The sequence below is a fragment of the Kribbella catacumbae DSM 19601 genome (genome assembly GCF_000372465.1).
GTDB lineage: Bacteria > Actinomycetota > Actinomycetes > Propionibacteriales > Kribbellaceae > Kribbella > Kribbella catacumbae.
This window is the reverse complement of the sequence record NZ_AQUZ01000030.1, coordinates 25,163-42,145: the sequence shown is the minus strand read 5'-3', so window position 1 is coordinate 42,145 and position 16,983 is coordinate 25,163. Positions and strand designations below refer to the sequence as shown.

Below are 16,983 nucleotides of genomic sequence, written 5' to 3'. Positions count from 1 at the left end.
GCGATGGGGCATCATCACGGGCCCGTCGGGCAGGTGGCGCGGCGGACCCGGTTGCTGGTGCTCGGATTGCTGTTACCGTTGCTGGGCTTGACGGTTGTGCTTCTGGTGGTGCTGCGACCTGACGGTGAGATCAAGGTCGACGCGTTGCAGAGCGCGAAGGCCAGGGGAGTGGTGACTGCGCTTGTGCCGTGTCCGCTGGCGCCCGACGAGTGCGACCGGGCGACCGTCCGGCTGACCGACGGCGTCGGCGCCGGGACAGTCGTGACTGCACGGGCGGTCAAGCATCCCCTGGTGCCGCGAGTGCAGGTGCTCGCGTACGCCGGGGCTGCGTTGCCGATGCTCATGCTGTTCAGCATCAGCGGAGTACCGGAGACCTATGTGCTGTCGACCGAGCGAGTGGCGGTGGAGGTCGTACGTGCTCTGGTGGGTGGGTTGGGAATCATCGCGGCCGTCCCGATCACCACAGCACTGGCAACAGCGCTGGCAAAACTAGAACCAGTCCCAGGCGAGAGTGTGGATGCCGGGAGAGGGGTCGAGGACGGCGTACGCGGCGGTGTGGCTGGCGCCGACGGAGAGGTCGGTGACGGTGCCGCTGTCGCTGACCGAGGAACGGTAGCGGCGGCAGACCCGAGCCGGTAGTACCGATGGCGCGAACGACACCTGCATCGAGAAGTCGCGCATCGACTGCTGCACCCGCTGGCTGTGCAGGGTGTCCGGCAGGCTGGTGCGGACCTTGTAGTGCAGTACTGCGAGCTCGCCGACGCGCAGGGGGCGATCCAGGAGCAGCTCGAAGGTGGTGAAGCCGGTTGGCTCGTCCTGCCGCTGGCGGCCGACTCGGCAGCCGCGGGTGCTGGTGATCTCGAGCGGCTCCGTAGTACCGGCGTCGCTGCGGACGGCGACGATCTTGCGGTCGATGCCGTCGACGTCGGCGCGCGCGACCAGGTGGTGCGAGATCGACTCGAGCCGTTGCTCGGCGTCGACGGTCAGGTGCAGGTGCAGCCCGAGCTGAGCGAACTGGTGGAACGCGTCGAGGCTGCTCCCCATCCGCTGCAGCGCCCGCGCCAAGCCGTCGGGACGGGCCCAGGCCTGGTCCGGTCGCAGCGCCCCGGGCTTCTGGACCAGCCAGCGTCCGCGGGGACGTGGCGGGCCGAGCAGCGCGGCCAGGGCGCCTGCGTCGAGGCCGAGGATCTCCTCGATCGCGGCCAGCGCGCGCAGCGACTCCGGTCGCTCCGGCTGGTTCCGCCCGTGCTGCCAGTAGCTGAGCGCCGTCTTGCTCACCGGCGCACCGCGCTCCCGCAGCTTGAACTGCAGCCGGTCAAGGCTCAACCCGCTCTCCCGCACAGCCAACCGCAACGCGAGACAGAACGGTCCACGGCTGAGCGCCTCCGCCAGCCGTGCGCCACTCACCTGAGCGGACTCGTGGGCGGCGGGCATGGGAGTGGTGGCTCAGCCGGCGAGGTTGGCGTCCTTGGCGGCTTTCTTCTTCTGCTGTTTGAACTCGCGGACCTTGAGCAGCGAGTCCGCGTCTACGACATCGGCCACCGACCGATAGCCGTCCAGCGCGTAGTCCCCGGCCACCGCCTCCCAGCCAGGCGGCCGGACGCCGAGCTGCTTGGCCAGCAGGGCGACGAAGATCTGCGCCTTCTGCTTGCCGAAGCCGGGCAGCTCCTGCACCCGCTTGAACAGCTCCTGCCCGGTGGTCGCCTCGGTCCACAGGCGAGTCACGTCACCGTCGTACCGGGTCTCGACCAGCGCGGCGAGTTCCTGCAGCCGCGCCGACATCGAGCCCGGGAACCGGTGAATGGCCGGCGGCTGGCTGCACAGTTCCTTGAACGCCTCGGGTTCGGCGGCGGCGATGGCGGCCGGCTCGAGATTCCCGAACCGGCTCAGCACCTTCCAGCCGCCGCGGAAAGCATGCTCCATGCCGTACTGCTGATCGAGCATCATGCCGACCAGGACGGCGAACGGATACTGGTCGAGAACCTGGTCGGCGGCCGGCTCGTTAGCGATCTGGAAGCCCATGCCGCCGATTCTCGCACCACCGGGAGTCCTGGGCCTATGCTCGGCGAGGGCAGGACGACGTGGAGGAGCGCGGATGGACATCCGGGATCTGGATCGGCGGGCCGGCGCAGTACTCGGCGAGGTGGTCATGCAGGTGCGCGCCGAGCACCTGTGGTTCCCGACCCCCTGCCCCGACTGGACGGTTCGTGGCCTGTTGCGGCACATCGTCAGCGAGAACGAAGGCTTCGCCGCGGCGGCGATCGACGGCTCGGCCCCAGTGCAGACCTGGACCGGCGGGCGGCTCGGCGACAACCCCGCGGGCGCCTACCGACGGTCGAACGTGCGGGTCGCCGACGCCTTCGCCGACGGTGGCGCGCTGGACCGGCCGATGGAGGTCCGCGAGTTCGGCACCTTCCCCCGCCGGGTCGCGCTCACCTTCCGGCAACTGGACTGCGTGGTGCACGCGTGGGACCTGGCCAAGGCGATCGACGCGCCGTACGACCCACCGCAGGACATGGTCGAGATGGCACTCACGCTGGCCCGCCGGATCCCCGACACCGAGTCCAGCCGCGGCCCCGGCGCCGCCTTCGAACGCAGCGTCAAGACTCCCGGCGAAGCCTCCGGCCTGGCCACCCTGCTGAGCCTCCTCGGCCGCAACCCCGACTGGATCTCCCCGCTCGACTGAACAGATTGACTCGGCGGTAATTTACCGTAGAGTCAATTCTCCGATCCGGCTTTCGGAGGAGTAGGTCTGTGACGAGATCGTGGTGGGGCTGGGGAAACGTCGAGGACGCGGTGGCCGGCGCCGAGCGAGCCGTGCTCACCGAACGGGTGGCGGCGCTGCTGCCCGACGCGGACCTGACGGTGCACGAGCCGCCCTCGGTGGCCTCGTTGGAGGTCCCTGCACCCCGCGTGCAGGCGCCGGCTCCGCTGGCCGCGCTGGCGTCGCAGGATCTCGCCGATCGGGTCGCGCACGGCCGCGGGCAGGCATTCCGGGATGTGGTGCGCAACCTGCTCGGCCGGGTCGGCGACGTACCGGATCTCGTACTGCGGCCGGACACCGAGCAGACCGTGCTCGACATCATCGACTGGTGCGGTGCGGCGGGCATCGCCTTGATCCCGTACGGCGGGGGCACCTCGGTGGTGGGTGGCGTGGAACCACGCAACTCGGCCGGCTACGCGGGCACCGTGTCGTTGGACATGGGACGGCTGGACCGGATCATCGAGATCGACCGGACCAGCCGGGCGGCGCGAATCCAGGCAGGCATCTTCGGGCCGGCGCTGGAGGCCGGGTTGCGACCCGCCGGTCTGACCTTGCGCCACTTCCCGCAGTCGTTCGAGTTCTCGACGCTCGGTGGCTGGCTGGCCACTCGGGCCGGCGGGCACTACGCCACTGTCTACACCCACATCGATGACCTGGTCGAGTCGATGCGGGTGGCGACCCCGGCCGGGGTCAGCGAGTCGCTCCGGCTGCCGGGTTCCGGTGCCGGTCCGTCGCCGGATCGGCTGTTCCTGGGGTCCGAGGGCATCCTCGGCGTGATCACCGAAGCCTGGATGCGGCTCCAGGACCGGCCGCGCTGGCGAGCCGGCGCATCGGTGGTGTTCGACGACTACGGCCAGGCGGTCGCGGCCACCCGCACGATCGCCCAGTCGGGTCTGTTCCCCACGAACTGCCGGTTGCTGGACCCGGTGGAGGCCTTCCTCAACGCCGGCAGCCAAAGCGCCGGCGGCGTGCTGGTGCTGGGGTTCGAGTCCGCGGATCATCCGGTCGAAGAGTCGATGCGACGGGCCGAGGCCATCTGCCGCGACTTTGGTGGACGAGCGCCCGACGGGATCAGCGTCACCGACTCGGCCGAGGAGGCCGCCCGGCCGGGCGCGGCCGACACGTGGCGATCGTCCTTCCTGCGGATGCCCTATCAACGCGACGCGCTCGCCGCCCAGTCGATGATCGTGGAAACCTTCGAAACCGCTTGCACCTGGGACCGTTTCGACGACTTGCGCGCTGCCGTCCTCGCTGCGGCGACCGCTGCGTTCGCCGCCACCGGGACGATCGGTGTGGTCAGCTGCCGCTTCTCGCACGTCTACCCCGATGGACCGGCGCCGTACTTCGGCGTGTACGCCGCCGGACGGTGGGGACAGACCGTCGAGCAGTGGGACGAGATCAAGCTCGCTGTCTCCGAAGCCCTGGCCGACAACGGAGCCACGATCACACACCATCACGCGGTCGGCCGTGATCACCGCCCGTGGTACGACCGCCAGCGACCCGAACCGTTCGCCGTCGCCCTCCGCGCGGCGAAGTCGGCCCTCGACCCGGCAGGCATCCTGAACCCCGGCGTCCTGATCGACCCCACCCGATGAGCAGACCGGGCACCAAAGGTGTCCCGCGCGAGCAACGCGAACAGCAGATCCTCGAAATCGCCACCACCGAGTTCGGCGGCCGCGGCTACGCCTACACCTCGCTCACCGACATCGCCACCGCCGCCGGAGTCTCCAAGCCGCTCATCTATACCTACTTCGGCTCCCGGGACGGCTTGCACGCAGCATGCGTCCAGCGCGCGGGCAAGAGCCTCGTCGACGCCGTCGCCTCCGCCCAGACCGTCTCGGGTGCCGACAAGGCGCTCGCGACGCTGACCGCGATCTTTCGCGCCCTCGACGGGCAGACCGAGAACTGGAAGCTCATCTACGACACCACCCTTCCCCGCCCGAGTGAGGCCTACGCCCTCGCCCGCGAGTACCAGGACGCACTCAACACCATGGGCGCAGAAGGCGTGGCCGAGGTCCTGGCCGGCAGCGACGACGCCGACGACCACTCGCTGCTGCTCGCTCTTTGGTTCAGCATCGTGTCCACCACGATCGCCTGGTGGAGCGAGAACCCCACCCAAACGCCCCAGCAGATGACCGAGCGATGCCTGCGATTGTTCACCGCCGTCCGGCAACCTGCTTGAGCGTGATGGCGTCCGGTTGGGCGGCGGCCAGCTTGGCGAGCAGGCGGCGGAACGGGCGCGAAGTCATCAGCCGGGTCGAGGCGTCCCGCAACCGGATGCCGGCCGCCGTCATCGGCATCGCCATCTTGATCCCGCCCGGCGGCAGCTCCATCCGCTGCTCGACATACGCCTGCATCTCCCGCTGGTACGCCGGGAACGCGCGACCGTGGTCGCCCTCGTACGCCGCCAGTTCACCGGCCAGCACGTAGGCGCCGACCAGCGACAGCGCAGTACCGTGCCCGGCGAGTGGCGAACCGCAGTACCCGGCGTCTCCCAGCAGCACGACGCGTCCACGGGACCACTCCGGTACGACGACGCGGCTGGTGGTGTCGAAGTAGAAGTCGTCGGCCTCGCGCATCGCGTCGAGGAGGCGGCTCGCATGCCAGCCGACGCCCGCGAACGTCTTGGTCAGCAGTTCCTTCTGCTCAGCTTGGTTGAGCCGGGGGAGAAGCGGAGACCTGAAGCTCAGCAGGGCCTTCGCGTACTGCGGGTCGTGGTCCGGCCGTAGTCCGACCCAGCGTCCGCCGGGCGCGGAGTGGATCTTCATCCAGCCGTCGAGTGGTTCGGGCGTCTCGACGGTGAAGAACGAGGTGTAGCCACCGAGGTGCTCGACGTACTGCGCCTCCGGGCCGAACGCGAGCGACCGCACCCGCGAGTGCACGCCATCGGCGCCGACCACCAGGTCGAAGCGTCGCTGGGTGCCGCTCTGGAAGGTGACCAGCACGCCGTTGTCGTCCTGCTCGAGTTGGGTGATCGAGTCGCCGTAGATGTACTCGACATCGTCCGAGGTGGCGTCGAGCAGGACCTGCGACAGGTCGCCGCGGAGGATCTCGATCTCAGCGACCGGGCCGGCGCCGTCGAGGAACTCGGCCGGAAGCGCGGCGCTCTGGCGGCCGTTGGCGCGGACGTAGGCGAGACCGCGTTCGTGCATCCGGCGGTCGAGGATGGCCGGGAGGAGGCCCATCCGCTCGACCACCTCGCGGGCGATGCCGCGGATGTCGACGGTCTGGCCGCCCGGGCGGGGTGCGGGGGCGAGCTCGACGATCGTGGGGCGGAAGCCGGCCCGGTGCAGCCAGAAGGCGAGCGCGGGGCCGGCGATTCCGGCGCCGGAGATGAGAACGTTCATGGGGGTTCCTCCGTTGTAGGTAGTGCACGTACGGTGTACGCGTACAGAGTCACAGGTCTGCGCGTGCACTGTCTCGAGTGCACTAGTTCGGAGGGGTTCATGGCAGCGCCGTACCAGGAGATCGCAGCGGAGATCAGGCGTCTGATCGCGGTCGGGGAGCTTCGGCCGGGCGGCCGGGTGCCATCGACACGTGCACTAGTGCGCGACTACGGAATCGCAATGGCGACAGCCACCAAGGTCCTCACCACTCTCCAACAGGAAGGCGTCGTCCACGCCCGCCCCGGCGTCGGCACGGTCGTGGGCCCCGCGCCCCGCCCGGCCGGCTCTCCTGTCGTCTCGGGGGTGCTCAGTAAGGAGCAGGTGGTGAGGAGTGCCATCCGGATCGCGGATGAGGAGGGGCTTGCGGCGTTGTCGATGCGGCGGGTGGCTACTGAGCTCGGGGTTTCGACGATGGCCCTCTATCGGTATGTCGGTGGCAAGGACGCGCTGGTGTTGCAGATGGTCGACACCGCGATCGGTGACTTCCCGCCGCCGGCTCAGCGGCCGGGGAGTTGGCGGGCCGGGATCGAGGCGGCCGCGCGGCAGCAGTGGTCGGCGTACCGGGCTCATCTCTGGCTCGCGAGTGCGGTCAGTATCGGGCGGCCGCAGGTGTTGCCCAATCTCCTGCCGCACACTGACGCCGTACTGCGTGCTGTGGCCGGCTTCGGCGCAGGCGCCGACACTGCCATGTATGCCGCGGTCACCGTGTTCGGCTACGTGCGGGGTGTCGCGCTCAACCTGGAGACCGAGGCGCAGGCCGAGCAGGACACCGGGATGACGGCTGACGAGTGGGCCGACCACCAGGCCGGGCGGCTGGCGACGCTGGTCGTCGACCAGGATCTCGCCGGCTTCCGTGCTCTGGGGATGCCTGGTGGGTTCGAGTTCGACTTCGACCTGGACCAGTTGTTCGAGTTCGGGCTCGGAATCGTGCTCGACGGACTGGCCGTGAAGCTCCAACGGCTGCGCGCGCCGCTACGCTGAGTATCGGCAGGTTTGTGATCAGGGAGGTGCGATGGGCCCCGAACCGGTGTTCGCGCCGGATGTGCCGGCGGAGGTACGCCGGCTGTTCGAGCGGAAACCCGAGCTGTTCGTGCCTGCCAGCCGGCCGAAACCGAAACGGCAGACCTCCTGGTCGACCGAGCCGGGCGCGACCTTCGGCTCGTTGCTCGTCTGGCTCGCGGTCTGCGTCGGCGGCTGGATCCTCGCGCTGATCATCTTCGCGATCACCCTGCCGACGGCCGTCGCCGCGTGGTCGTCGCTCGTGCTCGCGGCGGTCGCCGTCGTCACCACCGGTGTGGTCGGGGTCAGTTCAGCGGTCGAGAATCGCAGCCAGCGGGCGGTCCGGCTGCAGCACGGCAAGTACCTGCTGGCTGAGGATTTCGACGACGACTCCGCCCGGCTGCTGACCCGCGCCCAGCGCGCCGTCAAAACGGTGCTTGAGGCAACAGTCACCCGGCGCGGCCTGCTCGACGACGTGAAGAACGAACTCGTCCTGCCCGAGCAACTCTGGGACATCGGCCAGGTCCTGCACGAACAGTCCGTCCTCCGCGCCCGCCAGCGCGAGGTAGCTCGCGGCATGGCCACCGCCGAACTGGAAGCCGTCCTCGGCCCGCAACGGCGCGCCCTGACCCGCTCGGTCGACGCGATCAAACGCAAGGTCGAACTCCTGGAGCGCTACGCCGACCGAGTCCGCTCAGCCGACGCAGCCCTCCGAGCCGAAGCCGCCCTGGAAGACGGCGACCGCTACATCGAACTCCTGGCCCGCACCGAACCCGTCGGCGACACTTCCGTAGTACAAGGCTTCGCCGACGAAGCGGGTGCCCTCAAAGACACCCTCTCGCGCAGCATCGCGGCTGCCCGAGACGCAGGCCGAACGCTAGCTCTGCCCGAGTAGTCTGCGCGGATGACTGGAACCGTAGTGATTGCCGGGGGTACCGGTGGGCTTGGGTCGGCAGTTACAGCGGAGTTCTTGGGGGCGGGGTGGCGGGTTGTCGTGCCGGGGCGGTCGGAGGGGGCGTTGGCTGCGTTGGGAGTGGCTGACGGGCTGGAGACGCTTGTTGTGGATTTGGGGGATCCGGCGGGGGCGGCTGAGGTTGCGCGGGTGGCCGGTGCGGATGCTGGGGCGCCGGTGCGGGCGTTGGTGAATCTGGTGGGGGGTTTCGCCTCGGGGGCGCGGGTGCATGAGACGCCGATCGAGGAGTTCGAGGCGCAGCTCACGCTCAACCTGCGGCCGACGTACCTGGTCACTCAGGCTGTGCTGCCGCACCTGATCGCTGCGGGTGGCGGATCGATCACCTGTACGTCGAGCGGGTCGGCCGTCAAGCCGTTCTCCGGGGCAGCCGGGTACATCACCGCCAAGGCCGGGGTGCTCGCGTTCGTCGACGCGCTCGCGGTCGAGTACGCGAAGGACCACATCCGGGTGAACGCCATCCTGCCCGGCACGATCGACACCGCCGCGAACCGGCGCGCGAGGCCGAACGCAGACACCTCCACATGGAGTCCGCCCGCCCAGATCGCGACCGTACTCCGTCTGCTCGCCGAGACTCCAGGCGTCACGGGAGCACACCTCCCAGTCTGATTTGCCTTGTATTCGAACCTATGTGCGATGCTAAGAACATGGGGAGCAACAGGCGCTATCCGCGCGAACCGCCGCCCGACAATCGGCGCCGGCACTGCTGGGTGCTCGGTACGGCGTACGAGCGCGGCCCCTGGCCGGGACTGATCCTGGAGTGGCGCCGGAACAACTCCGACGACTGGATGGCACGGGTGGTCTACGTGCCGAACCCGAAGGAGGCGAAGTCGGTCGAGGCCTGGTTCGCGGCGGGGCTGTTGCGACCGCTGGACCCATCACGCGTACCGCAAGGGCAGGTGGACTTTCGCTGAAAGTAAACCTTTTGCGTGTTTCCGGCGTCTAAGAGGGTGTGCGGCATGGGTACCGGCTGCGTACCAACGGGTCAGGGGAGGCCATGGGGCGTCGTGGAGAATCGCCGGCGGCTGCGCGGATCGCGCGGCGTGCCCGGACGGTACCGCGGTCGTTGGGCCTGACGCTAGTCAGCGCGCTGTTGCCCGGACTCGGCTTGATCCTCGGCGGGCGCAAGCGGCTGGGTGCGTTCGTGCTCACGCTGACGGTCGGGCTGGTCGGACTCGGCGTGTACGTCGGGCTGACTCGGCGTGACGAGGTGCTCGCTGCCGCCGTCGTACCGAGCCGGCTGCTGATCACCAGTGTGGCGATCGGTGCTCTCGCGCTGTGCTGGATCGTGGTGATCGTCGGTTCGCACCGATTGTTGCGTCCGGCAACGGCTGCTCCGGGTGGACGGGCCCTCGGCGCCGTGCTCGTCGGGACGCTCTGCTTCGCGGTCGCCGCACCCGCCGCGGTCGCCGTGCAGAGCGTGCTCGCCCAGCGGGACCTGGTCCAGAACGTGTTCGTCGCGCAGGGTGAGAGCAAGAGCGCGACCCGGCCGAAGACGGTCAACGTGAAGGACCCGTGGGAGAACCGCCCGCGGCTCAACCTGCTGCTGCTCGGCGGCGACGACGCCAAGGACCGGGTCGGCGTCCGGACCGACACCGTGATCGTCGCCAGCATCGACACCGTGACCGGTGACACCGCGCTGATCTCGATGCCGCGCCAGCTCACCTTCATGCCGTTCCCGAAGGACTCGCCGCTGCGCAAGTTCTACCCGAACGGCTTCGGCAAGGAGGGGCTCAGCCTCGAGGGCCGGCTGGAGTGGATGCTGACCGCGATGTACCAGAACATCCCCGAGGCGCATCCCGGCATCCTCGGCCCGTCCGACAACGAGGGCGCCGACGTCCTGAAGCAGTCGGTCGGCGAGGCGGTCGGCCTCAAGCTCGACTACTACCTCCAGGTCAACCTGCAGGGCTTCGACCAGATCGTCGACGCGCTCGGCGGCATCAGGGTCAACGTCAACGAGCGGGTCGCGATGGGTGGCGTCAGCAGCGCGGGCATTCCGCCGGACGAGTGGATCGAGCCCGGTCCGAACCAGCATCTGGATGGTCGCCACGCCCTCTGGTTCGCCCGCGGCCGGTACGGTGCCGACGACGACCAGCGTCAGGTCCGGCAGCGGTGCGCGATCAAGGGCATCGTCGACGCGGCCGACCCGCGCACGCTCGCCACGAAGTACCAGGCGATCGCGAGGGCAGGCAAGAACCTGCTCCGCACCGACATCCCGCAGGAACTCCTGCCGGCCCTGATCCAGCTCGGCCTGTTGGTGAAGTCGGGCACCGTCTCGAACGTCTCGCTGGATGTCTCGAAGCTCAAGCTCAAGTACCTCCACCCCGACTACGAGGGGCTGCGGGAAACCGTGGCCGCTGCCCTCGCACCGAAGCCGGAGACGCCCGTCACGTCGACCCCGCCGAGCACGCCGGCCACCAAGGACCCCAAGACCCTCGGCCGTCCTGGCACCGGCAAGACGACACCGCCGCCTCCCACCGAAGACCTGGTCGACGCCTGCGCCTACCACCCGAACGGCGACGAGCCCCGCTGAAATATCCTTCCGACCGGGTGTCGATCTTGGCGTGAGCCGGTCGACGTGAGATCAAAGACCGACATCACGGACGAGGGAGTTGCAGCGATGCGTTACATGATCATCAACAAGGCCGACGGCGAGAGCGAAGCCGGCGTGATGGCGAGCCAGCAGGTCGTCGTGGGCGTCGGCAAGGTCATCGACGACCTGTCGAAGGCAGGGGTCCTGCTGTTCGCCGAGGGTGTGCACCGCAGTTCGCTCGGTGCCCGGGTGAAGGTGGCCGGGGGCAAGCGCACCGTCACCGACGGGCCCTTCGCCGAGACCAAGGAGCTGATCGGCGGCGTGATCGTCGTCGAGGTCCGCTCCAGGGACGAGGCGATCGAGTGGGCCGCGCGGCTGGCCGAGGCGCTCGGCGACGAGGTCGAGGTCCGCCGGGTGGTCGAGGAAGCCGACTTCGCCCCGGACGCGGACGTCTTCCAGAGTTAGTGCCTGCTTGCCGTTGGACCCGGGGTGCTGTTCTATCGGTCGGGTGACGGTTACGGACACCCACGGGGCGATTGACGCGGTCTGGCGGATCGAGTCGGCCAGGATCATCGCCGGCGTCGCGCGCATCGTGCGCGACGTCGGCCTGGCCGAGGAACTCGCGCAGGACGCGCTGGTCGCCGCGCTCGAGCAGTGGCCCGACTCCGGCGTACCGAACAATCCGGGCGCCTGGCTGATGGCGATCGCCAAGCGCCGCGCGATCGACCTGATCCGGCGCAAGGAGACCTATCAGCGCAAGCTCGCCGAGATGGGTCACGAACTCGAGATTGGAAGCAACGGAGTCGAGGACAGTGTTGAAGACAGGGTCGAGGCGATCCTCGAGGACACGATCGAGGACGATCTGCTCCGGCTCGTGTTCACCGCGTGCCATCCTGTGCTCACCACCGACGCCCGGGTCTCGCTCACGCTGCGGCTGCTCGGTGGCCTGAAGACCGACGAGATCGCGCGCGCGTTCCTCGCTCCCGAGGCGACCATCGCGCAGCGGATCGTGCGCGCCAAGCGCAATCTGGCCAAGGCCGAGGTGGAGTTCGAAGTACCGGCCGGTGATGACCTGATCGCCCGGCTGTCGTCGGTACTGGAAGTCATCTACCTGATCTACAACGAGGGGTACTCCGCGACGGCCGGTGACGACTGGATGCGCCCCGCGCTGTGCAACGAGGCGCTCCGGCTCGGCCGGCTGCTCGCCGAGTTGATGCCGTCTGAGCCCGAAGTGCACGGTCTGCTGGCGTTGATGGAGATCCAGGCATCGCGCGCCAACGCTCGCGTCGGTCCGAACGGCGAGCCCGTTCTGCTGCTCGACCAGGACCGCCGCCGCTGGGATCGCCTGCTGATCCGTCGCGGGCTGGAGAGCATCGACCGAGCCTGGGGGATGGAGGGCACCAGCCCCGGCCCGTACCTGCTGCAGGCAGCCATCGCCGCCTGCCACGCGCGAGCGGCCGAGGCCGAGGACACCGATTGGGCGCGCATCGCCGGCCTGTACGCCGTACTGGCGCAGGTGACGCCGTCGCCGGTGGTCGAGCTCAATCGGGCGGTCGCGATCTCGATGGCGTTCGGCCCGGAGCGTGGGCTCGTCGCGGTGGATGCGCTGGCCGCTGAACCGTCGCTGAAGGACTACCACCTGCTGCCGAGTGTGCGGGGTGACCTGCTGTTCAAGCTTGGGCGGCTCGACGAGGCGCGGGCTGAGTTCGAGAAGGCGTCCGGGTTGACCCGGAACGAGCGTGAGCGAGCGCTACTTCTCGATCGGGCCGCGGCCTGTTAGAGATTTTTGGGCTGCTAGATATTTTGGAGCCTGTCGATCTGGGCCGTGCTCGTTCGACGCAGCGGTAAGGCCAGATGACAGGCATCGGCCGTTGTGAAGGAGCACACCATGGAAAAGGTCATCTCGGCCGACGGCACCTCGATCGCGTACGACCAGCTCGGCGAGGGCCCCGCGGTCGTCCTGGTCTGCGGCGGATCGGTGGACCGGATGTCGAACGCCCCGCTGGCCGCGCTGCTGGCGCAGAACCACACGGTCTACAACTACGACCGCCGGGGCCGCGGCGACAGCGGTGACGCCAAGGTTTACGCGATTGAGCGCGAGTTCGAGGACCTGGACGCGATCCTCGCCGTCGCGGGCGGCTCGGCCCAGCTTTACGGTACGTCGTCCGGCGCCGCGCTGGCGCTGCTGGCGACCGCGGCCGGGCGGCCGGTGAACCGGCTGGCGCTCTGGGAGCCGCCGTACTTCCTCGAAGGCGCCGAAGGTCGTCCGCGACCCGACACGGCGTCCATCTACCGCGGCTTTGTGGCGGAGGGGCGTCGCGACAAGGCGGCGGAGTACTTCATGGCTGAGGTCGTTCGCCTGCCTGCCGAGTTCGTCGCCCAGGCGAAGGCGTCACCGTGGTGGCCGGCGCAGGAGGCGATCGCGCACACGCTCGCGTACGACGCGACGGTGATGGGCGACTACTCCGTACCGGTTGAGGAGCTCAAGGCGATCCATCAGCCGACGCAGGTGCTGACCGGGAGCGTCGCCTGGCCGTGGATGGCGGACAGCAATCGGTTCGTGGCGGAGCAGTTGGAGGACGGCCGCCACGTCGTACTGGCCGATCAGCAGCACAACGTCGACCCGGCGGTGCTGGCTCCGGCGCTGGAGAAGTTCTTCGGAGGGGACGGGCGATGAAGTTCACGACGACGTTGATCGGTACGACGACCACCGGCATCGAGGTGCCCGAGGAGGTGGTCGAGGCGCTGGGCAAGGGGAAGAAGCCACCGGTGGTGGTGACGGTGAACGGCTTCACCTATCGCAGCTCGATAGCGGTGATGGGCGGGCGCTACATGGTCGGGCTGAGCGCTGAGCGCCGCGCGGCGGCTGGAGTTGCCGGGGGTGATGAGGTGCAGGTCGAGATCGAGCTCGACGAGAAGCCGCGGGTGGTCGACGTACCGGAGGATTTTGCGGCGGCGCTGGCTGCGGAGCCTAAGGCGCTGGAGTTCTTCGAGGGGTTGTCGTACAGCCAGCGGAGTTGGTTTGTGCTGGGGATCGAGGGAGCGAAGAAGGCGGAGACGCGGGCTGGCCGGATCGTCAAGGCAGTCGAGCGGCTGGCGTCTGGGCGGGGGCAACGGTAGGGACGTCGTAACCTGAAGAACCCCCGACCCAAGCAGGCCGGGGGTTCTCCGAACAAGAGCGGTAAATCAGGCAACCGTGATGAGCCCGCCCGCGTTGGCGCGCGCCGCGTCGAACCGCGCCTGGGCGTCGGCCCAGTTGACGACGTTCCACCACGCCTTGACGTAGTCCGGCTTCACGTTCTTGTACTGCAGGTAGAACGCGTGCTCCCACATGTCCAGCATGACGATCGGGATCTGGCCGGCCGGCAGGTTGCCCTGCTGGTCGTACAGCTGGTGGATCAGCAGCTGACCCTGCAGCGCGTCCCAGCCGAGGATGGCCCAGCCCGAACCCTGGATGGTGGTCGCGGCCGCGGTGAAGTGGGCCTGGAAGGCGTCGAACGAGCCGAAGGACTCGTCCAGCGCGGCGGCCAGTTCGCCGTCGGGCTTGTCGCCGCCGTCCGGGGAGAGGTTCTTCCAGAAGATCGAGTGGTTGACGTGGCCGCCGAGGTTGAAGGCCAGCGTCTTCTCCAGGCCGACGATCGAGCCGAAGTCACCCTTCTCGCGGGCCGCGGCCAGCTTCTCCAGGGTGTCGTTCAGGCCGTTCACGTACGTCTGGTGGTGCTTGGAGTGGTGCAGCTCCATGATCTCGCCCGCGATGTGCGGCGCCAGCGCGCCGTAGTCGTAGCCGAGGTCCGGAAGCGTGTACGACGTGGTCAACTCTGCTCCTTCGTCAGGGCCCGTCAGGGCCGTCTTCTGCGAGATCCAGGGCGGTGTGCCGACCTTGTGCCCGTTGTGGCGCCGGTCAACCCCACCTCCAGGGGTCTACCTTGAAACTTCAACCAGTGTTGAGGTCAAGAGGACACGCCTGTGCCGCCTCGACCCCGGTCCGACGCCACTAGTGGTGTGTCGCATCAAAACCTCGGCACTGGCGGCGCCCAGGCGGGCACCTCGCCGCGTTGGAGGAAAGGGCACGATGGAAAAACATCGAGCCCTTCCCTCCGCCTTGCGAGGCACCCACCTGGACACCGCCAGCACTCGAGTTTTTGATGCGACACACCACTAGTCTGCCCCGTCCGTCCACCGGTCCGTAGGCCGCCTCGCAACAGTTCACCCTGTGGTCGCCCGAGGAGCCGGACGTGCACCACTCACAAACCGGCACGGCAGGCCGATCAGTGAGCGGTGCTACGCCTGGCGGCGGTCAGGCGATGGAGCTTTGTGAGTGGCGCACGTCCGGCCGATCAGCCAGTACTGCGCGCAGAACCGGCGCGAACGTGTCGGCATCCTCGGCGAAACCCGTGTGGTCGCCCGGGAAGCGGGTCGGGTCGACGCCCAACCCGGCGGCGAGCGCGGTCGAGGTCCGCTCGCAGAGCTGGCCGGTCGAGTCCTCGCCGATGCCGACCACGATGTGGACCGGCCCGTCCCGCAAGGCGGCGACGTCGGGCTGCCAGCCGACGCTCTCACCCAGCTCGTGCGCGAACCAGAACCGCTCGTCCGCGACCGACTGCGGATCCCGGTCGCCACCGAACATGCCTTCGAGCACGCCCTCGGGCACAAAGATGTTCGCCTGCGCGAAGAACTTCTGCCAGCCACCGATCACGTCACCCGACAGATAGGTCGCGCGCATGTCCGCCGACAGCGCGTGCTGCTCGGCCCGGTCGTCGAGCAGGTTCAGCAGCGGCGGTTCGTGCGCGATCACGGTGCTGACCACCTCGGGGTGGTGCTGCGCCAGCGCGAGCGCGCTGACGGCGCCACCGCTCGACCCGAAGACGATCGCCGGTCCGGCGCCGACGTGGGCGATCAGGCCGGCGAGGTCGGCGGCCCGCTGCTCCGGTGTCGAGTTCTGGTCGGGATTGTCGAGCGGGCTGCGGTTGATCCCGCGCGGGTCGGTCGTCAGCACGGCGTACTCCGTCGCGAGCAGTTCGGCCAGTGGCGCGAACGACTTGGCGTCCATGGGTGCCCCGACCAGGACGACGAGCGGCCCGGTACCGCGCACTTCGTAGTACAGGCGGGCGTCGTCGACATCGAGGGTCAGGGCGGTCAGGGTCTCGTTCATCAGGTGCTCCTCATCGTGAGTTCGGCCTCGCTGGTCGCGAGGTAGTGGTTCAGGACGGCAGGTGCCGCGGCGGCTACCACCACCGCGAGTGCTGCCGGGATCAAGAGGGCGGTCGACAGGCCGGCGTGCCCGGCGACGGAGCCGATCAGAGCGGGGCCGACGAGGCCGCCGCCGTAGCTGATGGTGGTGACGGTCGACAGCCGAGGGGCGGAGGCGCCGGACGTGCCCAGAGCGCTGACCACGACCGGCCAGACCACCGCCATCCCGGCGCCGGCGAGCACCCAGCCGACGATGGCCGTGCCGACCCTGGGCGTCTGGATGGCACCTGCCAGCAGGACCAGCCCGTACCCCGCGGTGGCGGTGCCGCCGGCGATCCGGATCGTCAACGCGGGGCCGAGCCGGGCGCGGATCGGGTCGCCGGCGAACCGGACGACGGTCATCGCGACAAAGAAGGCGGTGTAGACGAGCGACCCGACAGCGGGGGTGGCTCCCAGCACCCGCGTTGCGTGCAGACCGGCCCAATCCGTCGCCGCCCCCTCGGTCAGAAAGGCCGCCGCTCCCACCACGCCCAGCGCAACCACCAGGCCATGCCGCCCAGGCCCACCAGCCACATCCCGGCCAGCTCTAGCCGGTCGGCCGTCCGAGTCGAAGCGCCTGGTGAGCGCGAGGGTGCTTGCTAAAAGGACAGCAGCACCGCCAGCCATCAGTGCCTGTACGCCGACGCCGAGGTGCAGCCCCGCGGTGACCAAGCCGCCCCCGAAAACAGCGCCGAGCGTCCAGGTGCCATGCATCGTCGCCATCACCGGCCGCTCGGTCGCCCGCTCGACAGCCACAGCCTGCAGACTCAGCGCGACATTGAGCGCGCCCGACACCACCCCGAGCACGACGACCGCGACAGTGAGCACTGCGGCCGACGGCGCCAAGGCGGTGAGAGCCAGCGCGATCGATGCCATCGGCATCGTCCAGCGCAGCAAGCGCTGGCCGCTCCACCGATCGGCCAGCCGTCCCGCGATCGGCATCGCCACCAACGCGCCGACGGCCAAAGCCATCAGCAGCCCGCCGATTCGCGCAGCCCCGAGGTCGAGCCGCGCGTCGGTGGCCGGCAAGGTCGCGCCCCACAGGGCGTTCAGTACGCCGGTCAGCCCGTAGCTGATCGCGGTCCATCCTCGTGCTCCCATG

Annotated in this window: 19 protein-coding genes and 1 pseudogene; 13 read left to right on the top strand and 7 right to left on the bottom strand. The window is 69.2% G+C overall.

Features of this window, described 5'->3' with window-relative positions:
• Positions 1 to 14: 14 nt before the first annotated feature.
• The gene (locus tag A3ES_RS56290; protein ID WP_237745074.1) at positions 15 to 344 is read right to left on the bottom strand and encodes a hypothetical protein; all 330 of its coding nucleotides are present in this window, start codon (positions 342 to 344) and stop codon (positions 15 to 17) included.
• Here A3ES_RS56290 and A3ES_RS56285 point away from each other — a divergent pair.
• Positions 337 to 417: pseudogene (locus A3ES_RS56285) on the top strand (hypothetical protein); the annotation flags it as partial. The gene A3ES_RS56290 and the pseudogene A3ES_RS56285 sit on opposite strands and share 8 nt — an antisense overlap.
• A 72-nt stretch (positions 418 to 489) precedes the next feature.
• Here A3ES_RS56285 and A3ES_RS56280 read toward each other — a convergent pair.
• Positions 490 to 1,407 (bottom strand): hypothetical protein, encoded by a 918-nt coding sequence (locus tag A3ES_RS56280; protein ID WP_237745065.1) that lies wholly within the window; start codon positions 1,405 to 1,407, stop codon positions 490 to 492.
• A gap of 39 nt (positions 1,408 to 1,446) precedes the next feature.
• The gene (locus A3ES_RS0127505) at positions 1,447 to 2,022 is read right to left on the bottom strand and encodes an HhH-GPD-type base excision DNA repair protein (RefSeq protein WP_020390059.1); all 576 of its coding nucleotides are present in this window, start codon (positions 2,020 to 2,022) and stop codon (positions 1,447 to 1,449) included.
• 73 nt (positions 2,023 to 2,095) lie between these two features.
• Between A3ES_RS0127505 and A3ES_RS0127500 the strand changes: the two genes are divergently transcribed.
• The 3 genes from A3ES_RS0127500 (at position 2,096) to A3ES_RS0127490 (ending at position 4,946) form a co-directional block, all read left to right on the top strand.
• Positions 2,096 to 2,686, top strand: a complete 591-nt coding sequence (locus tag A3ES_RS0127500; protein WP_020390058.1) for a TIGR03086 family metal-binding protein — start codon at positions 2,096 to 2,098, stop codon at positions 2,684 to 2,686.
• Between the two features lie 68 nt (positions 2,687 to 2,754).
• Positions 2,755 to 4,359, top strand: coding sequence for an FAD-binding oxidoreductase (locus tag A3ES_RS0127495; RefSeq protein ID WP_020390057.1), 1,605 nt, complete (start codon positions 2,755 to 2,757; stop codon positions 4,357 to 4,359).
• Positions 4,356 to 4,946 (top strand): TetR/AcrR family transcriptional regulator, encoded by a 591-nt coding sequence (locus A3ES_RS0127490; protein ID WP_020390056.1) that lies wholly within the window; start codon positions 4,356 to 4,358, stop codon positions 4,944 to 4,946. The genes A3ES_RS0127495 and A3ES_RS0127490 overlap by 4 nt, the downstream gene beginning before the upstream one ends.
• Here A3ES_RS0127490 and A3ES_RS0127485 read toward each other — a convergent pair.
• On the bottom strand, positions 4,921 to 6,111 hold the full coding sequence (locus A3ES_RS0127485) for an FAD-dependent monooxygenase (RefSeq protein ID WP_020390055.1): 1,191 nt from the start codon (positions 6,109 to 6,111) through the stop codon (positions 4,921 to 4,923). The two genes, A3ES_RS0127490 and A3ES_RS0127485, sit on opposite strands and share 26 nt — an antisense overlap.
• Before the next feature lie 99 nt (positions 6,112 to 6,210).
• Here A3ES_RS0127485 and A3ES_RS0127480 point away from each other — a divergent pair, with 99 nt between their 5' ends.
• From A3ES_RS0127480 to A3ES_RS0127440, 9 genes are all read left to right on the top strand, one after another.
• Entirely contained in the window at positions 6,211 to 7,131 is a 921-nt protein-coding gene (locus A3ES_RS0127480; RefSeq protein ID WP_020390054.1) for a GntR family transcriptional regulator, read from the top strand.
• Positions 7,132 to 7,162: 31 nt separating this feature from the next.
• Positions 7,163 to 8,044, top strand: a complete 882-nt coding sequence (locus A3ES_RS0127475) for a hypothetical protein (protein WP_020390053.1) — start codon at positions 7,163 to 7,165, stop codon at positions 8,042 to 8,044.
• Between the two features lie 9 nt (positions 8,045 to 8,053).
• Entirely contained in the window at positions 8,054 to 8,728 is a 675-nt protein-coding gene (locus A3ES_RS0127470; protein WP_026163248.1) for an SDR family NAD(P)-dependent oxidoreductase, read from the top strand.
• 38 nt (positions 8,729 to 8,766) lie between these two features.
• Positions 8,767 to 9,033 (top strand): hypothetical protein, encoded by a 267-nt coding sequence (locus tag A3ES_RS0127465; RefSeq protein ID WP_020390051.1) that lies wholly within the window; start codon positions 8,767 to 8,769, stop codon positions 9,031 to 9,033.
• Positions 9,034 to 9,116: 83 nt separating this feature from the next.
• Positions 9,117 to 10,652, top strand: coding sequence for an LCP family protein (locus A3ES_RS0127460; protein ID WP_157630775.1), 1,536 nt, complete (start codon positions 9,117 to 9,119; stop codon positions 10,650 to 10,652).
• A gap of 87 nt (positions 10,653 to 10,739) precedes the next feature.
• Entirely contained in the window at positions 10,740 to 11,117 is a 378-nt protein-coding gene (locus A3ES_RS0127455; RefSeq protein ID WP_020390049.1) for a YciI family protein, read from the top strand.
• A 43-nt stretch (positions 11,118 to 11,160) separates the two neighbouring features.
• Positions 11,161 to 12,432: an RNA polymerase sigma factor gene (locus A3ES_RS0127450; RefSeq protein ID WP_020390048.1), complete on the top strand. Its 1,272-nt coding sequence runs from the start codon at positions 11,161 to 11,163 to the stop codon at positions 12,430 to 12,432.
• A 108-nt stretch (positions 12,433 to 12,540) separates the two neighbouring features.
• Positions 12,541 to 13,329 (top strand): alpha/beta fold hydrolase, encoded by a 789-nt coding sequence (locus tag A3ES_RS0127445; protein WP_020390047.1) that lies wholly within the window; start codon positions 12,541 to 12,543, stop codon positions 13,327 to 13,329.
• A complete protein-coding gene (locus A3ES_RS0127440) occupies positions 13,326 to 13,772 on the top strand; it encodes a YdeI/OmpD-associated family protein (protein WP_020390046.1) in 447 nt (148 codons plus the stop codon). Before A3ES_RS0127445 ends, A3ES_RS0127440 begins: the two co-directional genes overlap by 4 nt.
• Before the next feature lie 66 nt (positions 13,773 to 13,838).
• Here the strand turns inward: A3ES_RS0127440 and A3ES_RS0127435 are convergent, their stop codons facing one another.
• The 3 genes from A3ES_RS0127435 to A3ES_RS48675 all read right to left on the bottom strand — a co-directional run bounded on the left by A3ES_RS0127435 (position 13,839) and on the right by A3ES_RS48675 (position 16,982).
• Positions 13,839 to 14,468, bottom strand: a complete 630-nt coding sequence (locus A3ES_RS0127435; protein WP_020390045.1) for a superoxide dismutase — start codon at positions 14,466 to 14,468, stop codon at positions 13,839 to 13,841.
• Positions 14,469 to 14,949: 481 nt separating this feature from the next.
• Entirely contained in the window at positions 14,950 to 15,804 is an 855-nt protein-coding gene (locus tag A3ES_RS0127430) for an alpha/beta fold hydrolase (RefSeq protein WP_020390044.1), read from the bottom strand.
• A complete protein-coding gene (locus A3ES_RS48675) occupies positions 15,804 to 16,982 on the bottom strand; it encodes an MFS transporter (protein WP_020390043.1) in 1,179 nt (392 codons plus the stop codon). The genes A3ES_RS0127430 and A3ES_RS48675 overlap by 1 nt, the downstream gene beginning before the upstream one ends.
• Position 16,983 lies beyond the last annotated feature (1 nt).